Raw genomic sequence first — 17,465 nt, 5'->3', positions numbered from 1 at the left:
AATGAATAAATCCCTTACAGCGGCAGATATTAAAAGATATAACTTTAGAATTTGGAAAATTGTAATTGGCGGTATTGCGTTATTTGCAATTTTTATTTCTATGATGGGATTTGGCCTTTTTGGCAGTTTACCCTCCTTCAGAGATATTGAACACCCTAAAAGTAATCAGGCTTCAGAAATTATTGCTGAAGATGGCCGCACATTAGGAACCTATTTTGTTCAAAATCGTTCGAATGTTACCTATAAGGATATTTCGCCTAATGTAATTAATGGATTAATTGCAACCGAAGATACCCGTTTTAAAGAGCACTCTGGAATTGATTTCCAACGTACTTTTACCATTATTGGCTACAATTTAATTGGTAAAAAACAAGGTGGCAGTACCATCACCCAACAATTGGCATTAAACCTGTTTTCAGAAGAAGGCAGACAAAGAAATTTCTTTAAGCGTGTAATGCAAAAGTTTAAAGAATGGGTTGTTGCCGTTAAACTGGAAAGAAATTATACCAAAGAAGAAATTATCACCATGTATTTAAATACGGTAGATTTTGGTAACCAGGCTTACGGAATTAAATCGGCAGCAAGAGTTTATTTTAACACAAGCCCTGATAAATTAACCGTACCACAGGCGGCAACATTGGTTGGTATGCAAAAAGGAATTACCATGTATTCGCCAACCCGTAACCCAGAGCGTTCGAGAAGTAGAAGAAATACTGTGATGGCCATGATGGTAAAATCTAATTTTTTAACTCCACAGCAATTTGAAGAAGAACAAGCCACCCCGCTTAATCTACATTTCAATGCCGCAACCGTCAACGATGGAATTGCACCATATTTCAGATCTGTTTTAAAAAATGATATCAAAAGTATTTTTGAAGATCAAGGTATTACAAAACCTGATGGAACCGCTTATGATTTAGATCGAGACGGGTTAAAGGTTTACACCACCATTAATTACGAAATGCAGGAATATGCCGAAGCAGCCCAAAAAGAATATATGAAAGTGCTTCAGGCTCAGTTTATAAACAGCTGGAAAGGCAGAAATCCTTTCAAGGATAAAGCTTTACAAGTTGATCAGGGTGTTAAGCGCTCTGACCGTTACAAAGCCGCAAAATTAGATGGCAAAACGGATGAAGAGATAAAAAAAGAATTTAATACCCCAACAGATCTAACCATTTTTACGTGGAAAGGAAATGTTGATACAACAATGAAACCAATTGATTCGGTTCGATATTACAAAATGCTTTTACGTAATGCCATGATGACTATGGACCCAACAAATGGTTATGTTAAAGCCTGGGTCGGAGGCATTAATTACGAACATTTCAAATATGACCAAGTTAAAATGGGAACTCGTCAGGTTGGTTCGACAGCAAAACCATTTACCTATGCGGTTGGTATCGAAAATGGTTTTTCTCCATGCCTAACCGTGCCAAACGTACCTGTTACAATAGAAGGCTACGGCGATCCTTACACACCAAGATCTTCTGGTACCCCACTTGCTGGTTCAATAACATTGCAAAAAGCTTTAGCTTACTCTCAAAATTACGTTACTGCGTACCTTATGAAACAAGTTGGTCCTGTGGCTGTAGCTAATTTGGCTACTAAAATGGGTATTCCAAACGTTCCACCATATCCATCTATTTGTTTAGGATCGTTTGATGCTTCGGTTTACAATATGGTTGGTGCTTACGGTGCTTTTGCTAACAAAGGAATTTACACACAACCAGTATATTTATTAAGAATTGAAGATAAAAATGGAGTTGTTTTATTCTCGCAAAAACCAATCCCTAAACCTGTAATGAGTGAAGAAGTAGCTTATGTGATGACTCGTATGCTTAAAGGTGTAGTTACAGGCGGAACAGGTGCAAGACTAAATTATAAATATGGTGTTAATGCACCAATAGGTGGAAAAACAGGTACAACACAAAACAACTCTGATGGTTGGTTTATGGCGATAACACCTCAATTGGTTACTGGAATTTGGACGGGTTGTGAAGACCGAGCGTTTCATTTTATTAGTACCAGAGATGGTGAGGGTGCAAATACAGCTTTACCCATTTTTGCTGGTTTTATCAAAAAAGTTTATGCAAATCCAGGATTAAAAATTAGTCGTGCAGACTTTGAAGCACCTAAATCTGGTGTTTCAATTGTGTACGATTGTAATCAATATCAAAAACAAGAAGAAGGCACAACCGAACTAGACGAAAAGTTGGGCTTTTAGTTTTTGCGTGAGGGATAGAAGTGGAAAGCCCGCAAACCTGATTTTTCATCAGGTGCGGACTTGTAACGGATAGCCTGACCCTTTCCCGTTTTTCTCGGGATTGGGGCACGCCCAAATTATCTTAATCAAAATAAATACATCTTTTTGTAAAGGCAAATTTCCTTACTAATCTTATTTTTGTAATAATGAGCAGTTTCGACCATAAAACAGCCTTAACGGCAATTCCGCATAAACCAGGTGTTTACCAATATTGGGATGCTGATGGTAAGCTGATGTATATTGGTAAGGCGAAAGATTTACGCAATCGGGTTGGTTCTTATTTTAATAGCGATAGGAGCCAGTTTAACGGCAAAACAAGGGTTTTAGTTTCTAGAATTAGAAAGATTACTTTTACAATTGTTGATACCGAAATTGATGCCTGGTTACTGGAAAACAGTTTAATTAAAAAGCACCAACCAAAGTTTAATATTAACTTAAAGGATGATAAAACATATCCTTGGATTATTGTTAAAAATGAAAACTTTCCGCGTATTTACTGGACAAGGAAAGTTATAAAAGATGGTTCGACTTATTTTGGGCCTTATGGTTCGATTGGGATGATGCATACCATTTTAGATTTAATTAAGGAAACTTACACTTTACGAACCTGCAGTTTGCCTCTAAACGATAAAAACATCGCTGAAGGGAAATTTAAAGTTTGCTTGGAGTATCAAATAGGTAATTGCAAAGGTCCTTGTCAGGCTTATCAAACAGAAGGCGACTACGATAAAAATATTGGCGAAATAAAGGAGATTTTAAATGGCAAAATCGGCAATGTTATCCGTGAGGTCAAAAACGTAATTAAATCGGCTTCAGAAGAACTGAATTTCGAACTTGCTCATCAATATTCGAGAAGGTTGCAGGTTCTGGAAAAGTACCAGAGCAAATCGACGGTTGTTAACAGTGCAATAACGAATGTAGACGTGGTTAGCATTGCTTCTGACGAGCGTTACGCTTTTGTAAATTACCTGAAGGTAATGAACGGAACAATTATTCAAACCCAAACCATTGAAGTTAAAAAACAACTTGATGAAAGTGATGATGAGATTTTAACTTCGGCAATGCTGGATTTTAGAACAAAATTCAGCAGCACTTCTAAAGAAATTATTGTTCCTTTTGAGCCATCGTTAGAAGATGAGAGTTTGCGTTTTACTGTTCCAAAACTTGGTGAGAAGAAAAAGCTTTTAGAACTTTCGCAAAAAAACGTTCTGTTCTTCAAAAAAGAAAAGTTAAACCAGTACGAAAAATTAAATCCCGATTTACGTACTGATCGAATTTTAACTACTATGCAAAAGGATTTGCGGTTAACGCAATTACCTCAACATATTGAATGTTTTGATAACTCGAATTTTCAAGGAAAATATCCAGTTTCGGCAATTGTAGTTTTTAAAGATGCAAAACCATCTAAAAAGGATTATCGGCACTTTAATGTTAAAACGGTTGAAGGTCCCAACGATTTCGCCACAATGGAAGAGGCTGTTTTCCGACGATACAGACGTATGTTGGACGAAAACACCCCACTACCTCAACTCATCATAATTGATGGCGGAAAAGGCCAGTTATCGTCGGCTGTGAAGAGTTTAAAACTTTTGGGTATTGAGAATAAGGTAACTGTTATTGGTATTGCCAAAAGATTGGAAGAGTTGTTTTACCCTGGAGATTCTTATCCACTTTATTTAGATAAGAAATCAGAAACACTGAAAGTGATTCAGCAGTTACGTGATGAGGCCCACCGTTTCGGGATTACTTTTCACAGAAAAAAACGCGATCAAGGAACTTTGAAAACCGAACTGGAACAAATTCCAGGTATCGGAAAAACAACAGCTGATAAATTACTTACTCAGTTTAAATCGGTTAAAAAAATTAGAGAAGCAACAGAAAAAGAACTTGCTGATGTTTTAAATAAAAAACAGGTTATTACTTTACTAGAGTATTTTAAAAGCCTAGATTGAAACTAACCCCAATTCATTCGAAAAGTAATTTTTTAGATAAAACAAAAAGGCTTCGATAATATCGAAGCCTTTTTGTTTTAGTATTCCCAAAGCCCTTGTTCGTAATCAAGAACAGATTTTTTAATTCTTTCAGATTCCATTAATCTTTCTCTTGGATCAGAAATAATGTCTCGTAATTTATTATCCCCAGGATTAGACTCTTTAACGATATAACTACTAAATAACCTTCTGATAAAGAAATCATCGAAGCTTAAGGTAGATGCATCATTATTTACATTAATTAACCTCTTGTGAGCAATAATTGGTCTTAATTCGTCATAGCTAATCCAAAATACTGGTTGCCAGTTTTTTGATACCTCATTGTACTTTAAAGGGGCAATACCTACAATACGAGGTTCGAAAATACTACGTTTAGTATCAAAAATCCAATCTTCTTTAATTCTGAATTTTAAAAACGACTCAGGATTGAAATCATTTACAACTGTAGTTACCGTACCTGTTTTGTTGTTAGAAACCTCTGATGTTCCTAAAGCGCCTCTTGCAGCCGAATCGGCACTTAGTGGTGTATGAAAAGCATCATCCTCGTTTAAAACACTATCAATAGGTGCGTAAGCCGTTAATTCTTCACTTTTTATAGATGCAATCATAACATCAATAAGGCGTGATTTTGGCGATTTTAAAACAGAGTTAACCGTATCACGTAAATCAATTTCACGCCAAATACGTTTTGCAAAAAAAACATCTTCTTCACGTACATCAGCAAAGGGAACCATTTCTGTACTGTCTATATCCTTACGGGCATAAAAACCATCCTTAGGTGGTACCTTTAGTTTTTTTTTAGGTGTTAATTTTGCAGCAACAGGCTCAGTATTTGGAGCAGCTGAAACTGGCTGTGTTTTTACTGGCGTTGTTGTAGTTTTTTTCTTTATTGGTGTTTGTGCAAATACAAACCCACTTGATAAAACTAAAACAGCAATGCTTAAAATCCTTTTCATCTTTCTTTTATTTAACATTGAACGAAACCGAAGGCAAAATTCTTTGACGTCCATCGGGTCCTTGAGATACAATATCATCAAAAAACACTTTCGATCCTGGTGTTATTGCATTCATTGCACCTCTTACAGCACCAGTAAAGCTACCACCGCTACCTGAGATGGTTACCGCTTCAGAACGTGGTTTAATTACCGTTATTTTATATCTTAATATTTTAAAGCTTACATCAAAAGGAAAATCATCTAAATCTGCTTCAATTTCTGTTTCGCTTTTTAATTGTACAGAAGAGACATCGCCGCCAATTCTGCCACCAACTTTAGCAATTGGAGCGGGAATTGCTTTTACTCTGAATTTCTGTGCACCCAAACTAACTGATTTACCAGCATTGCTTGCAGTTACACTTACAGTAACTTCTTGGCCGACCTGCGAACCACTAGCAACAACACTATATTTACCAGCACCAACCTTACTCATCGATGCTCCTGATGCACTTGCATTTACACTTTCTAAAGGAAAACCTGCCGCAGAAACCGAGAATGGATTAGGAATACCTGCATAAATTACATTCATTTTATCTGACGAAACACTAGCAGAAGGTTTTGCTACCTGATAGGTTTGTTCTGGAGTTCTGTACTCTTTAACTTGTCCGTCGGTTTGACGAATGCGAATTGTACCAACCCATTTGAATACACCCACGCTACCTGTGCCACCAGTATAAGTTCCTTTGCCTTCTTTAACTGATAATTTACCTCCACCAACAGAAATATCAGGGTTTGAGCGAGAATCACTTGCGGTTAAAAATACTTCGGCTGTATATGGCTGACCTTGTATAACATAAGATGTAGGTGCAACTGCTACGGCAGCAAACTTATCGATGTTAACAACGGCTTTATCCATGTTTCCAAATATTTTTTTAACAACTTCAGCTTCTGCATTTTTTGTATCAGCCTGAATTTTAGTTAAATTAGTCATCGCAGCCGTTAAAGGCGTACCCTCACCAAAGTTAACCTCAACCCAATTTCCTTTTCCTTTTTTAGGATTATTTGCCTCTAAAGAAAAAGCAGCACTTGATCGATCAGCAGGATCAAGTAATGAAATTAGTTTTTCGCGAGTTGCTTGTATTTTAGCTCTTAACTTATCTCCTTGTCCTTGATTAATCATGATACCTTGTGCGATATCCATGTTTTCTCTGCGTCTTAAATCTCCAGTTACAGTATCAACACCATCTCCAGCTTCAGTAAATTGTTTTTTAATACCTTCTATAAAATTGTTAAGCTCATCCGCAGCTGCTTTTGCTTGTTTAGCTCTATCGTAAATAGGCTGAGCACGTGCTGGTTCTTCTTTTAACTTAGAATTTTCAAAAGAAGAGAAAAGTTGCTCTATACTTCCATTTACATTATCTCTGGATGTAGCCAAACTATCGTTAATGTTTTTAAAAGCATTTAATACTGTATCTGATACGTTTAAAGCCAGCATGGCTAATAATACCAAATACATGATATTAATCATCCGCTGTCTTGTTGTTTCTTTTCCGCCTGCCATGTTTTATGTAGCTTTCTTTTTTAGATTAAAAACTAAATAAATTATACACGTGGGCTATTCATAGCCGACAACATATTACCGTAAATTGCATTAAGTGACGATAAGTTTTTAGCTAACTTATTCACTTCTTCCTTAAACTGTTTAGAATCTTCCATCGATTCGTTAAAGTTTTGCATGGTAAGTGATAAGTTTGAATAGAACTTATTCATCGATTTTAAATGTGCAGAAGAATCTTGCAATTCTAATTCGTACACAGCGTTTAATGCAGATAGGTTTTTAGCTAAGTTATTTACCTGATCGTGATAAGCCTGAGAATCTACATTACTATCGCCCATTGCTTTTAAATTAGCTGTTGCTTTTTCGAATGAAGAGCTCAAACTATCAAATCCAGCCGAAGCTGTTTTAACTTTTCCTGTAAATTCATTTGTTGCTGTAGCTGCATCTGCAACATTAGAAATTGTTGCAACTTTATCGCCAAAAGTACGTAAACCAGCGCCTAAGCTTTCAATTAATTCAGGTCCTACTTTTGCATCAGATAACATTTTATCTAGAGCTGCTGTATTTCCAGATGATACTGCTCCAGATGATCTAACTGTAGCCGTTGGTAATTCACCTTTAAAATCTTGTCTTAACTCAGGATACACTCTTTCCCATGCTGGTTCAGGTTCAGGCGGAAAAAACCCTGTTAAAGCAAATAAAATAGCTTCAACACCTAATCCAATTCCAATTGCATAGTTTCCCAGAATTCCACCTATGTGTAGAATTTTGCATAACGCTCCAATAATTACAATACTAGCTCCAAATGAAATTGCTGGGTTCAACCAGCTTGGTGATTTTTTAGCTGCCATAAAAATTTAATAATTTTTTCTTAGTTCTTAGTTTTTTTTGGGTTGTTTTTAGTTCCTTAAGTCAGTACCAGGATATGCTGAAACACATCTGAAACCGATGTAAGATCTTTGTTGGTCTTGATATTCGTAGGTAGATACTGCATTTTGAAGGAAATAGCCTGTATCTTTCCATGAACCACCTTTAACCACTTTACGTTTTAAATACTTGCTATCGTCTTTACCAGCCACATAGGTAAAATTCGGATTTAAATCATGTAACAACGGATTAGCAGATTTGTTGTAAGCTGTTTTAGTCCACTCGGCAACGTTGCCAGACATGTTATATAATCCATAATCATTAGGGAAATAAGATCTAACACCTACAGTGTAGATACCACCATCGCTAGAATAATCTCCACGCCCAGGCTTAAAGTTAGCTTGTAAACAACCTTTAGTGTTTCTAATATACGGCCCACCCCAAGGATATTTGGTTTTAGTATTTCCACCTCTGGCAGCATATTCGAACTGTGTTTCAGAAGGTAAATCATAATCCATTCTAGCATTTAAAGGCATTTTTCTTGCTGAAGCCACGCCTTGATAAAGCTGTGTACGCCAGTGTGAGAAAGCCTGAGTTTGCTCCCAGCTTACGCCAACTACAGGGTAATCATCATAAGAAGGGTGGTTGAAATAACCACGAACCATTGGATCGTTTTGAGAATAAGAATAATCTGTTTTCCAAACCATTGTATCTGGATATACAGCAATAGTATACCTGTCTATATAATCCTGGCGTTTGCTATTTGGATCTTTATGTCCAAGAGCAGCTTTATCTAAGTTTAAAATTCCATAGGTGTATTCCAACTTACGAACATCAATTTCTTTTTTACCTGGTAAAGCATCTAAACCAGAATAATACATATTATCCAATTGACTGGCATTTGCCGCATTTGCTCCTTTTCCCTTACCATTCCAAATTGCAGAGCCATTACCTACTTTACGCCAATCGATATATTTTTCGCCTCCAACGGCATTTGCAGCAGCGCCTTTTTGAGTCATCATGAATTGTTGAGGATTTCCCATCATAACAATTGCAATCGAATCGCGAACCCATTTTGTAAATTGACGATATTCTGCATTTGAAATCTCTGTTTGATCCATAAAGAATGCACTTATTGTTGTCATTCTACTTGGTCCAGATTGCGAAAATGTGATATCCTCATCAGAACCTCCAATAGGTGTATGACCTGGCGGAATGTAAACCATACCTAGTGGAATTCGATGGTTTTTAAACTTACGGTTGTAAGAGCCAACAAGTTCGCCCTGACCACCATGGCCACAGCTTGCAAGTAATACAGTTACAGCCATTATAGCTAGAAAGTAGATTTTCTTCATATATCCTTTATAGTGTACAAAACACAATTAGCAATTGTATCAAAATTCAATTAAATAAACAACAAAAGCAAAAATTTTACACGAAAGCACCTTTATTAGGGTGTAAGAATGTTTTCTTAGCAACTTAAACCTAATATTTTCGTTACAAAACGCTGAGTTATTCTGCTATAACTCAAAATGTTGCAGTTTATTGTTAAATCAGGAAAAAAAATTTAGAGGGAATCTTTATTTATTAGAAACTTTAATGTAATTCTCTATAGCCATGGTCATTGATGGCACACCTGGAGTTGGTGCAGCAATATCAACAATCAAACCCGTATCGGTTACAGCCTTGCTGGTATTAACACCAAACGCCGCAATTCGAGTATTATTTTGTTTAAAGTCAGGAAAATTTTTAAATAATGATTGAATACTTGATGGACTGAAGAAAGCAATTACATCGTAAAATACTTCTGCAAGGTCAGATAGATCACTTACTACCGTTCTAAACAAAACTGCAGGTGTAAAATCATAGCCGCTTTTTTCTAAGAATTTCATGGTATCTTCTGTAGCTACATCAGAGCAAGGATATAAAAATTTCTCGTTAGCATGTTTTTTTAATACCTCAGCCAAATCAGCAGCGGTTTGTTTTCCAAAGAAAATTTTACGCTTACGATATTGGATGTATTTTTGAAGATATAAAGCTATAGTTTCAGAAAGACAGAAATATTTTAATTCAGCAGGTACATCATAACGCATTTCTTCACATATTCTGAAGAAGTGATCAGCCGCATTTCTACTCGTAAAAATAACCGCCGTAAAATCAGCTAAATTAATTTTATCCTTTCTGAAATCTCTTGCAGGCACACCTTCAACGTGAATAAATGATCTAAAATCAACTTTAAGGTTATGCTTTTTAGCTAAATCGTAGTATGGAGATTTTTCTGTTTCAGGTTTCGGTAAAGTAACTAAAATACTTTTTACTTTACGGATTCTAGAGTCGTTCTTTTCTTGCATTTTCCTTTTTCTGCTACAATCCTATCGTTTTAATTAGTATTAAAATAGGACATATTTCGAGGGCGCAAAAGTACAAAAATAAATGCATTCTAGAAAACTTATTATTAGAAAGAATTGTAATACCAGCCCTAAGCAGCTGAAACGCAAAAATGATACCTAAAAGCAAAACAGCAATTGCAATATAAATTACCCCATACTTTAATGGAGACAAGGCAAATGCAACAACTAATGGAATAAATAAGAGCGAAGCATTGAAGTAACTTAAATACAATATTGAAATATACTCATTAACAGGCCTTTGCACATTAAAAAGAAATCCTAAAAACCTTAAAATGATAAGTTTAAGCGCATAAAATATTATAATAATTATCGATATGCTAAAGAAAAATTTAAAGCCATCTTTGGCTTGATACATATCGTAATACTGCGCAACAAGGAAAAAAAACATTCCTAAAATGAATCCGAATTGGATAAATAAAAGCAAGAATGGCCAGGAACTAAAAAGGTTATCTTCTTTATTGATATTATTTAAAATACGATTGCTAAAAAACGATTGAACAATAGCAGAAAGTTGCTTTGAAAAGGCATTTCTCAAAATTGCAAAAACAACAAGCATAATAAATATAAAACCTAGCAACCATACATTACCTTTAGGTATTGAACGGCCTAACTGATAGGGGTTTTCTTTCTTTTTATAATTCTGATATTTTTTCTGCCAAGCCAACAAATCTAGTGTAGGAGATAGATATTCTTTTTGAACACTATCTAACAGCGCACTTTTATTAATCAAACTATCTGGCAATACCCAGGTATGCCGAATAATAGAGTCGGTTACAAATTGTTGCCGAATTAATGTTGCCGAATCAACTCGATATCTTCTGTATTGAAATTTACTTACAACAGCGCTATCTCTTTGTACTGGAATTTGTTGTGCGGCAACAAAATTTGCAGACAATAAAAAAGCTAAAAGAATAAAAATTAATCTCGGCATGCTGTAAATCAAAACTTAAGGTTGCAAAAGTAATTGAATAATCATTGTTTACCTAAAGAAAATAAATGGATTTAGAATATCATGTATCTTTGCAGCAATGTCCGGTATTTACATCCACGTTCCATTCTGCAAAAAGGCTTGCCATTATTGCGATTTCCATTTCAGCACCTCATTAAAATATGCGGATGAAATGGTAGAAAGTATTTGCAAGGAAATAAGCATGAAAAAAGATAGGGTCACGGGTCAGGTTGGAAGTATTTACCTTGGCGGTGGTACACCATCTATCCTATCGCAAGCTGCGTTGCAAAAAATTTTCGACACGATAAATCATACTTTTTCTGTTGATTCAAATGCTGAAATCACTATTGAAACCAATCCTGATGATTTAACTGCTCAAAAATTAAAAGAGTTAAAACAATTGCCAGTTAACAGGTTTAGCGTGGGCATTCAATCTTTTTTTAACGAAGATTTGACTTGGATGAACAGAGCACACAATGCAAGCGAAGCCGAAGATTGCATTAGAAGAAGTCAGGATGCTGGTTTCGAAAATTTAACGCTTGATTTAATTTACGGTTATCCATTGCTTACTGATTCGAAATGGTTGAGTAACATCGAAAAAGCTATAGCCTTGGAAATTTCGCATATTTCTGCTTATGCACTAACAGTTGAGCCAAGAACCGCATTGGCACACGCAATAAAGACTAAAAAACAAACTCCAGTAAATGACAACCAAAGCGCCAACCAATTTGTGATGTTAATGGAGCAGCTCGATCGAGCAGGCTTTGAACATTACGAAATCTCTAATTTTGCTAAACCGGGTTGCTATGCGGTTCATAATACAAATTATTGGAGAGGAGTAAATTATATTGGAATTGGGCCATCAGCGCACGGCTTTGATGGTCAGAACAGATACATGAACCCTGCGAATAATGCGCAATACATAGAAACTTTGGCCAGTAATAAACTGCCAGAAATTATTGAAGAGCTAAGTTTAAACGATAGGTTTAACGAATATGTAATGACTGCGTTAAGAACCATTTGGGGAATTGATTTAACGAAAATTAATAGTGATTTTGGTAAAGATTTTTATGATGAAACATTATATAATCTTCGCGGTTTTGAAGATAAAGACTGGCTGATTATTAACGACAAAAAAGTTAAACTAAGTCAAAACGGAAAACTTTTTGCAGATCACATTGCATCGGAATTGTTTATAGTACAGTAGCAAATTATTGAATTTTGAATGGTTGAATAATTTGCAATCTGAAGGGATAACAAACTCAATCGTTGTATAATTAAAAGCATATATGTCGAAAATTGTATGGATTACAGGAGCTTCATCAGGAATTGGCGAAGCTTTAGTGTACAAATATTTTAAAGCTGGAGATAAATTAATTATCTCTGGACGTAACCGAGATGAACTTTTTAGAGTAAAAGGAAATTGCCAAAATTCTTTCAACGTTCATGTTTTGCCTTTCGATTTAAGTGAAACTGAAATTTTGAAAAGTAAGGCTGAAGATGCCATTAAAATATTCGGAAAAATTGACTTGTTAATTAATTCTGGTGGCGTAAGCCAAAGAGCATTAGCTTTAGATACAGCTTTAGAAACAGAGCAGCAAATTATGAATACCAATTTTTGGGGAACTGTTACTTTAAGCAAAGCGGTTTTACCCATAATGATTAAAAATGGTGGTGGCCAGATTGTTGTAATAAGTAGCTTAGTCGGAAAATTTGGTACAAAATTACGCTCTGCGTATTCAGCATCTAAACATGCCTTACACGGCTATTTCGATTCCCTTCGTTCGGAAGTTTACGATAAAAATATAGCCATAACAATTGTTTGTCCTGGTTTTATTAAAACAAATGTTTCGATAAATGCTTTAACCGCAAGCGGAAAAGAACAAGGAACAATGGATGATGCGCAAGCAAACGGAATGAGTGCAGATGAATGTGCAAATCAAATTATTACTGCAATAAATGCTAAAAAAGAGGAAATTTATATTGGCGGAAAAGAAACAAAAGCCATATTCTTGAAGCGTTTCTTCCCGAATTATTTTTCAAAGAAAATTAGGAAGACCAAGGTTACTTAAATATTTTTTTGTTGATGTAAGCCTGCAAGTTATCGGAAACTTTGCAGGCTTTTTTATTTAAGATTTGCTTAGAAAACGGGCTGAACTGCAAAGAAACCGCGTTAAATAAACCCCATTTAAGCGATATACTTTTTGGGTAGTTATACTAAAATGTTTACACAAACTTTAACGAACAAGATATAGCGAAAAGGCGGACTGTCTTATCAAAAGAATTTCGGAAGCACCTTTACAAATAAAATTAAACACCTAAATTTCAGATGATTACATATTTATTTTCATTTCTAAAATCCAAGCATCTGTGTACCGTCGTAAATGGAATCAAATAACAGAAACTTAAAAATTAGAAATAATGAAAAAATTAATCCTATCTGCAATTGCCGTTGTAACTATGGCCTTTACAAGTCAAGTTTACGCTCAAAAAAATCCGATGGTTGGTGGCGCAGCCATGTATGCTACTAAAGACATTGTAGACAATGCTGTAAATTCAAAAGATCATACTACACTTGTTGCTGCTGTTAAAGCTGCAGGCTTAGTAGAAACTTTAAAAGGTGCTGGTCCTTTCACCGTTTTTGCACCAACTAATGCTGCTTTCGATAAGTTGCCTGCTGGAACTGTTGAAACTTTAGTGAAACCAGAAAACAAAGCTACTTTAACTAAAATTTTAACTTACCATGTTGTTGCTGGTAAAATGGATAGCAAAGCGATTGCTAAAGCAATTAAAGCTGGTGGCGGTAAAGCGGAACTAACAACTGTTGAAGGAGGAAAACTTTGGGCTTGGATGGAAGGCAAAAAATTAGTTTTAAAAGATGAAAAAGGTGGTATGAGTACAGTTACTATTGCTGACGTAAACCAAAAAAATGGTGTAATTCATGTAGTAGATACTGTTTTAATGCCAAAATAATATTCACATCCCTATAACTGTAATGAGAACGTTTCTACTTCGGTAGAAGCGTTTTTTTGTTAAAAATCAATCAGCTGCTCATTTATTTGTCAGTTGTTTTTCAGGTTTTAGATTTTGAACAAATTGCTGCTTATTAGTATTTAATTTTGCAGCACGTAAATTGAGTGAATTTTGAATAATTAAATCGTATCACTTAAAGCTCAATCGTTTAAAAACAAGCACAATGCATCCCAACATTAAAAAAATTCAGGAGAATATTGAGCCTTTAAGGCAGCAGATAATTAACCATAAAGTTTACGGTGAAATTAGTGAACTAGAAGATTTACAAATTTTTATGGAGCACCATATTTATGCAGTATGGGATTTTATGTCGCTTTTAAAAGCTTTACAAATAAATTTAACTTGTACAACTTTACCTTGGTTTCCTGTTGGGGATGCAGTAACCCGCCAGTTAATAAATGAAATTGTTGCTGGTGAGGAAAGCGATGTAGATGTAGAAGGAAATATTAAAAGCCATTTCGAATTATATTTGGATGCCATGGTACAATGTGGAGCTAAGGTAGAGCCAATCCGTAACTTTTTAACTTCATTACAAAAAGGAAGAGACTTCGACATGGCTTTCGAATTGGCTCAGGTTCCTGCTGCTGCAAGAGATTTTGTAAAATCTACTTTCGATACTATAAACAGCGAAAAAACACATCTACAAGCTGCAAGTTTTACGTTTGGCCGCGAAGATTTAATTCCGAATATGTTTTTTAGCATGGTTAACGATTTAAATAGCTCGCAGCCAGAAAAGGTTTCGATTTTTAAATACTACCTGGAACGCCATATTGAAGTGGACGGTGATCATCATAGTCATTTGGCGCTATCTATGACTGAAAAACTTTGTGAAAAAGATGAAACTTTTTGGGCTGAAGCAGAAGCGACCACTAAAATTGCTTTGCAAAAGCGTATTGATTTATGGGATGCTGCTTATGCAGAAATAGTAAAAAATAAAGTTTTAGCTTAGTTATTAAATTGTTAGGGAATTACTAATTTTAAATTACGTGATTTTCGTCACATTTGCTGGTTAGTATATATATTGTAAAATAAAATTTACACATTTGTTGTTCGGCACAAATAACCGATTTTAAGCGCATGAGTTTCATTTTAAAACCCGTTGATATCGTTGAGAGCATTACTCCTGAGGATTTCAAGAAAAATTATCTGAAAACAAAACGTCCGTTAGTAATTAGAGGCCTTACCAAAGATTGGCCTGCAAGAGAAAAATGGACTACTGAATACCTAAAAGAGATTGGTGGCGATTTAGAAGTGCCATTATACGATAACTCTAAAGCAGATCCATCGAAGCCAATTAATGCTGCAACAGCACACATGAAATTTGGTGATTATCTGGATTTAATCAAGCGTGAGCCAACTGAATTAAGGATTTTTTTCTTCAATTTATTTAAAAAGGTGCCAAGCTTAATCAACGATGTAAAAATTCCAAAAGATTTAATGGGTGGCTTTATCGAAAGTATGCCAGCTATGTTTTTTGGTGGCTCAAATTCAGTAACCTTTTTACATTACGACATCGATTTACCTCATATTTTCCATACGCATTTCGGCGGCCGTAAACACATTGTTCTTTTCGATAATAAATGGAAAGACCGTTTATATTGTTTACCAAACGCAACTTATGCTTTAGAAGATTACGATGTTGCTAATCCAGACTTCAAGAAATTTCCTGCGTTAAATGGTGTTGAGGGTTATGAAGTTTTCTTAGAACATGGCGATACTTTATTTATGCCAACAGGTATGTGGCATTGGATGAAATATCTTGATGGTTCGTTTTCATTGAGCTTACGTGCTTGGGACCAATCGATAACACGAAAAGTTGCTAGTGTATGGAGTTTATTTACTCACGGCGCAATTGATAGTTTAATTAAAATGACTTTCAAAGAAAAATACGCACACTGGAGAGAGAAAAGAGCAGTAAAAATTGCGGAGAGCGCTTTAGCAAAAGGCAAACCTTAATAAAACAAAAAAAGCGGAGTATCAAGTACGATACCCCGCTTTTTTTGTAATCAGGATTATATTTTTTTTTATTGAAAACGTGCATTATCCAATCATTAAACAAAATAGGCTGCTTTTAATTCAAAAGCAGCCTATTTTTATATTAACTTAAAAATTTATTTCAACTTGCTAAGTGCAGTTTTAATTCGCGGTAACATATCTTTAATATCTTGCAAAGTACAAGCACCAACCGATGCTCTGAACCAAGGCATGCTGTGTTCGTTTCCAAAAGCAGAGAAAGGAACTAATGCTGCTCCAGCTTCTTTAATCAGATAGAAATTCACATCTGCACTATCTTTTAAAAGCTGACCATCTTCAGTTGTTTTTCCGATATAATCAATTTTAATAGTCAAATAAATTGCACCCATTGGCTCCACGGCATCAACATTAAAGCCTTCGCTTTTCAGTTCGTTAAAACCGTTGTAAAGTGCATTCAAGCTATCCTGAATTTGAGCTTTAAAACTGGTTAAGAAAGTATCAACCTGTGCTTTGTCGTTAAAATAATTTGACATCGCAACTTGTTCGGCTTTCGGTGCCCAAGCGCCCATATGACCAACCAAAGCTTTCATTCTGTTTACAATATCTTCAGGACCGAAACCCCAACCCACACGTACACCAGTTGCTGCCAGGCATTTCGAAGTACCATCAACAAAAATGGTAAACTCACGCATCTCTGGGCGCAATGAAACTGGATTTACGTGCTCTTTACCAAAAGTTAAAAGCGAATAGATCTGATCGTACATTAAATACAACGGCTTTTCATCCGCTCCACGTGATGCATTTTCTTCTAAAATAACGTCGCAAATTTCAGCTAAGGAATCAGCATCAAACATGGTTCCTGTTGGGTTCAATGGCGAACACAAAGCCAACATAGTTGCACCTTTTAAATGAGGTTTTAATTGCGCTGCAGTTGGCATAAAGTTATGTGCTGCATCTGTTTCTACGGCAATTGATTTCGCTGAAGTTAAGTGGCAATAGTGGTTGTTATTCCAGGATGGTGCTGGAAAAACTACAGTATCTCCAGGATCTACAACGGCCAAATATGCGGCATAAATCAGCGGACGTGAACCACCAGACACTAATATGCTATTGGTATTGTAATCTAAACCAAATCTATCTTTTAATAATTCTGAAACAGTTTCTCTTAACTGCAAAACACCATCAGCTGGCGGATAATTGGTTTGATTAGCGTTGTAAGCATCTACAATTCCAGCTTTTAATTCGGTTGGAATTGGATAGATGTTCGAATCGAAATCGCCGATAGTTAAGTTAGCGATTGATGCGCCTTTGCGCTTCATGTCGTTAACTTCGTTACCAATTTTTATAATTTCTGAGCCAATTAAAGCACTGGCTAACTTTGATACCTTCATATTTATTACTTTTTATCGCCTTGTGCGTCATTGCGAGGCACGAAGCAATCTTAATATTTTAGCATTTGTATAAACTTCAGTCTCTGCAATGAC

Annotated in this window: 14 protein-coding genes; 7 read left to right on the top strand and 7 right to left on the bottom strand. The window is 35.6% G+C overall.

Annotated features, from left to right (window positions below; all coding sequences use genetic code 11):
- Position 1: 1 nt before the first annotated feature.
- Positions 2-2,224: a transglycosylase domain-containing protein gene (locus ABD692_RS10045; RefSeq protein WP_316755893.1), complete on the top strand. Its 2,223-nt coding sequence runs from the start codon at positions 2-4 to the stop codon at positions 2,222-2,224.
- 185 nt (positions 2,225-2,409) lie between these two features.
- Positions 2,410-4,215: an excinuclease ABC subunit UvrC gene (gene uvrC / locus ABD692_RS10040; RefSeq protein WP_344766691.1), complete on the top strand. Its 1,806-nt coding sequence runs from the start codon at positions 2,410-2,412 to the stop codon at positions 4,213-4,215.
- Between the two features lie 77 nt (positions 4,216-4,292).
- Here the strand turns inward: uvrC and porN are convergent, their stop codons facing one another.
- The 6 genes from porN to ABD692_RS10010 form a co-directional block, all read right to left on the bottom strand.
- A complete protein-coding gene (gene porN / locus ABD692_RS10035; protein WP_344766689.1) occupies positions 4,293-5,210 on the bottom strand; it encodes a type IX secretion system ring subunit PorN/GldN in 918 nt (305 codons plus the stop codon).
- A 7-nt stretch (positions 5,211-5,217) separates the two neighbouring features.
- The gene (porM, locus tag ABD692_RS10030) at positions 5,218-6,750 is read right to left on the bottom strand and encodes a type IX secretion system motor protein PorM/GldM (RefSeq protein ID WP_344766687.1); all 1,533 of its coding nucleotides are present in this window, start codon (positions 6,748-6,750) and stop codon (positions 5,218-5,220) included.
- A 41-nt stretch (positions 6,751-6,791) separates the two neighbouring features.
- The gene (porL, locus tag ABD692_RS10025; protein WP_316755885.1) at positions 6,792-7,598 is read right to left on the bottom strand and encodes a type IX secretion system motor protein PorL/GldL; all 807 of its coding nucleotides are present in this window, start codon (positions 7,596-7,598) and stop codon (positions 6,792-6,794) included.
- 48 nt (positions 7,599-7,646) lie between these two features.
- Positions 7,647-8,969, bottom strand: coding sequence for a T9SS ring complex lipoprotein PorK/GldK (gene porK / locus ABD692_RS10020; protein WP_316755883.1), 1,323 nt, complete (start codon positions 8,967-8,969; stop codon positions 7,647-7,649).
- A 225-nt stretch (positions 8,970-9,194) separates the two neighbouring features.
- Positions 9,195-9,965, bottom strand: coding sequence for a uroporphyrinogen-III synthase (locus ABD692_RS10015; protein ID WP_316755882.1), 771 nt, complete (start codon positions 9,963-9,965; stop codon positions 9,195-9,197).
- Positions 9,966-9,978: 13 nt separating this feature from the next.
- Positions 9,979-10,767 carry a DUF4271 domain-containing protein gene (locus tag ABD692_RS10010; protein WP_344766683.1) on the bottom strand — a complete coding sequence of 263 codons (789 nt, stop codon included), beginning with the start codon at positions 10,765-10,767 and terminating at the stop codon, positions 9,979-9,981.
- Between the two features lie 286 nt (positions 10,768-11,053).
- Here ABD692_RS10010 and hemW point away from each other — a divergent pair, with 286 nt between their 5' ends.
- The 5 genes from hemW to ABD692_RS09985 all read left to right on the top strand — a co-directional run bounded on the left by hemW (position 11,054) and on the right by ABD692_RS09985 (position 15,963).
- The gene (hemW, locus tag ABD692_RS10005; RefSeq protein ID WP_344766681.1) at positions 11,054-12,181 is read left to right on the top strand and encodes a radical SAM family heme chaperone HemW; all 1,128 of its coding nucleotides are present in this window, start codon (positions 11,054-11,056) and stop codon (positions 12,179-12,181) included.
- Positions 12,182-12,263: 82 nt separating this feature from the next.
- Positions 12,264-13,046, top strand: coding sequence for an SDR family oxidoreductase (locus ABD692_RS10000; protein ID WP_316755878.1), 783 nt, complete (start codon positions 12,264-12,266; stop codon positions 13,044-13,046).
- Between the two features lie 349 nt (positions 13,047-13,395).
- A complete protein-coding gene (locus ABD692_RS09995) occupies positions 13,396-13,947 on the top strand; it encodes a fasciclin domain-containing protein (protein WP_344766679.1) in 552 nt (183 codons plus the stop codon).
- 223 nt (positions 13,948-14,170) lie between these two features.
- The gene (locus ABD692_RS09990; protein WP_344766677.1) at positions 14,171-14,956 is read left to right on the top strand and encodes a DUF3050 domain-containing protein; all 786 of its coding nucleotides are present in this window, start codon (positions 14,171-14,173) and stop codon (positions 14,954-14,956) included.
- Between the two features lie 128 nt (positions 14,957-15,084).
- A complete protein-coding gene (locus ABD692_RS09985) occupies positions 15,085-15,963 on the top strand; it encodes a cupin-like domain-containing protein (protein WP_316755873.1) in 879 nt (292 codons plus the stop codon).
- A 155-nt stretch (positions 15,964-16,118) separates the two neighbouring features.
- On the opposite strand, the gene ABD692_RS09980 is transcribed toward ABD692_RS09985, so the two are convergent.
- Positions 16,119-17,372, bottom strand: coding sequence for a pyridoxal phosphate-dependent aminotransferase (locus tag ABD692_RS09980; protein WP_344766674.1), 1,254 nt, complete (start codon positions 17,370-17,372; stop codon positions 16,119-16,121).
- Positions 17,373-17,465: the final 93 nt, after the last annotated feature.

It is taken from the genome of Pedobacter ginsengiterrae, assembly GCF_039537385.1.
In the GTDB taxonomy this organism is placed as follows: Bacteria; Bacteroidota; Bacteroidia; order Sphingobacteriales; family Sphingobacteriaceae; genus Pedobacter; species Pedobacter ginsengiterrae.
This window is presented reverse-complemented; position numbering and strand designations above follow the sequence as displayed.

Bases quoted from the DNA above. Each gene is read 5' to 3' on its own strand.
- ABD692_RS09985 (WP_316755873.1), top strand. From the start codon at position 15,085: ATGAGTTTCATTTTAAAACCCGTTGATATCGTTGAGAGCATTACTCCT.
- ABD692_RS09990 (WP_344766677.1), top strand. From the start codon at position 14,171: ATGCATCCCAACATTAAAAAAATTCAGGAGAATATTGAGCCTTTAAGG.
- uvrC (WP_344766691.1), top strand. From the start codon at position 2,410: ATGAGCAGTTTCGACCATAAAACAGCCTTAACGGCAATTCCGCATAAA.
- ABD692_RS10015 (WP_316755882.1), bottom strand. From the start codon at position 9,965: ATGCAAGAAAAGAACGACTCTAGAATCCGTAAAGTAAAAAGTATTTTA.
- porL (WP_316755885.1), bottom strand. From the start codon at position 7,598: ATGGCAGCTAAAAAATCACCAAGCTGGTTGAACCCAGCAATTTCATTT.
- ABD692_RS10000 (WP_316755878.1), top strand. From the start codon at position 12,264: ATGTCGAAAATTGTATGGATTACAGGAGCTTCATCAGGAATTGGCGAA.
- ABD692_RS09980 (WP_344766674.1), bottom strand. From the start codon at position 17,372: ATGAAGGTATCAAAGTTAGCCAGTGCTTTAATTGGCTCAGAAATTATA.
- ABD692_RS09995 (WP_344766679.1), top strand. From the start codon at position 13,396: ATGAAAAAATTAATCCTATCTGCAATTGCCGTTGTAACTATGGCCTTT.
- hemW (WP_344766681.1), top strand. From the start codon at position 11,054: ATGTCCGGTATTTACATCCACGTTCCATTCTGCAAAAAGGCTTGCCAT.
- porK (WP_316755883.1), bottom strand. From the start codon at position 8,969: ATGAAGAAAATCTACTTTCTAGCTATAATGGCTGTAACTGTATTACTT.
- ABD692_RS10045 (WP_316755893.1), top strand. From the start codon at position 2: ATGAATAAATCCCTTACAGCGGCAGATATTAAAAGATATAACTTTAGA.
- porM (WP_344766687.1), bottom strand. From the start codon at position 6,750: ATGGCAGGCGGAAAAGAAACAACAAGACAGCGGATGATTAATATCATG.
- porN (WP_344766689.1), bottom strand. From the start codon at position 5,210: ATGAAAAGGATTTTAAGCATTGCTGTTTTAGTTTTATCAAGTGGGTTT.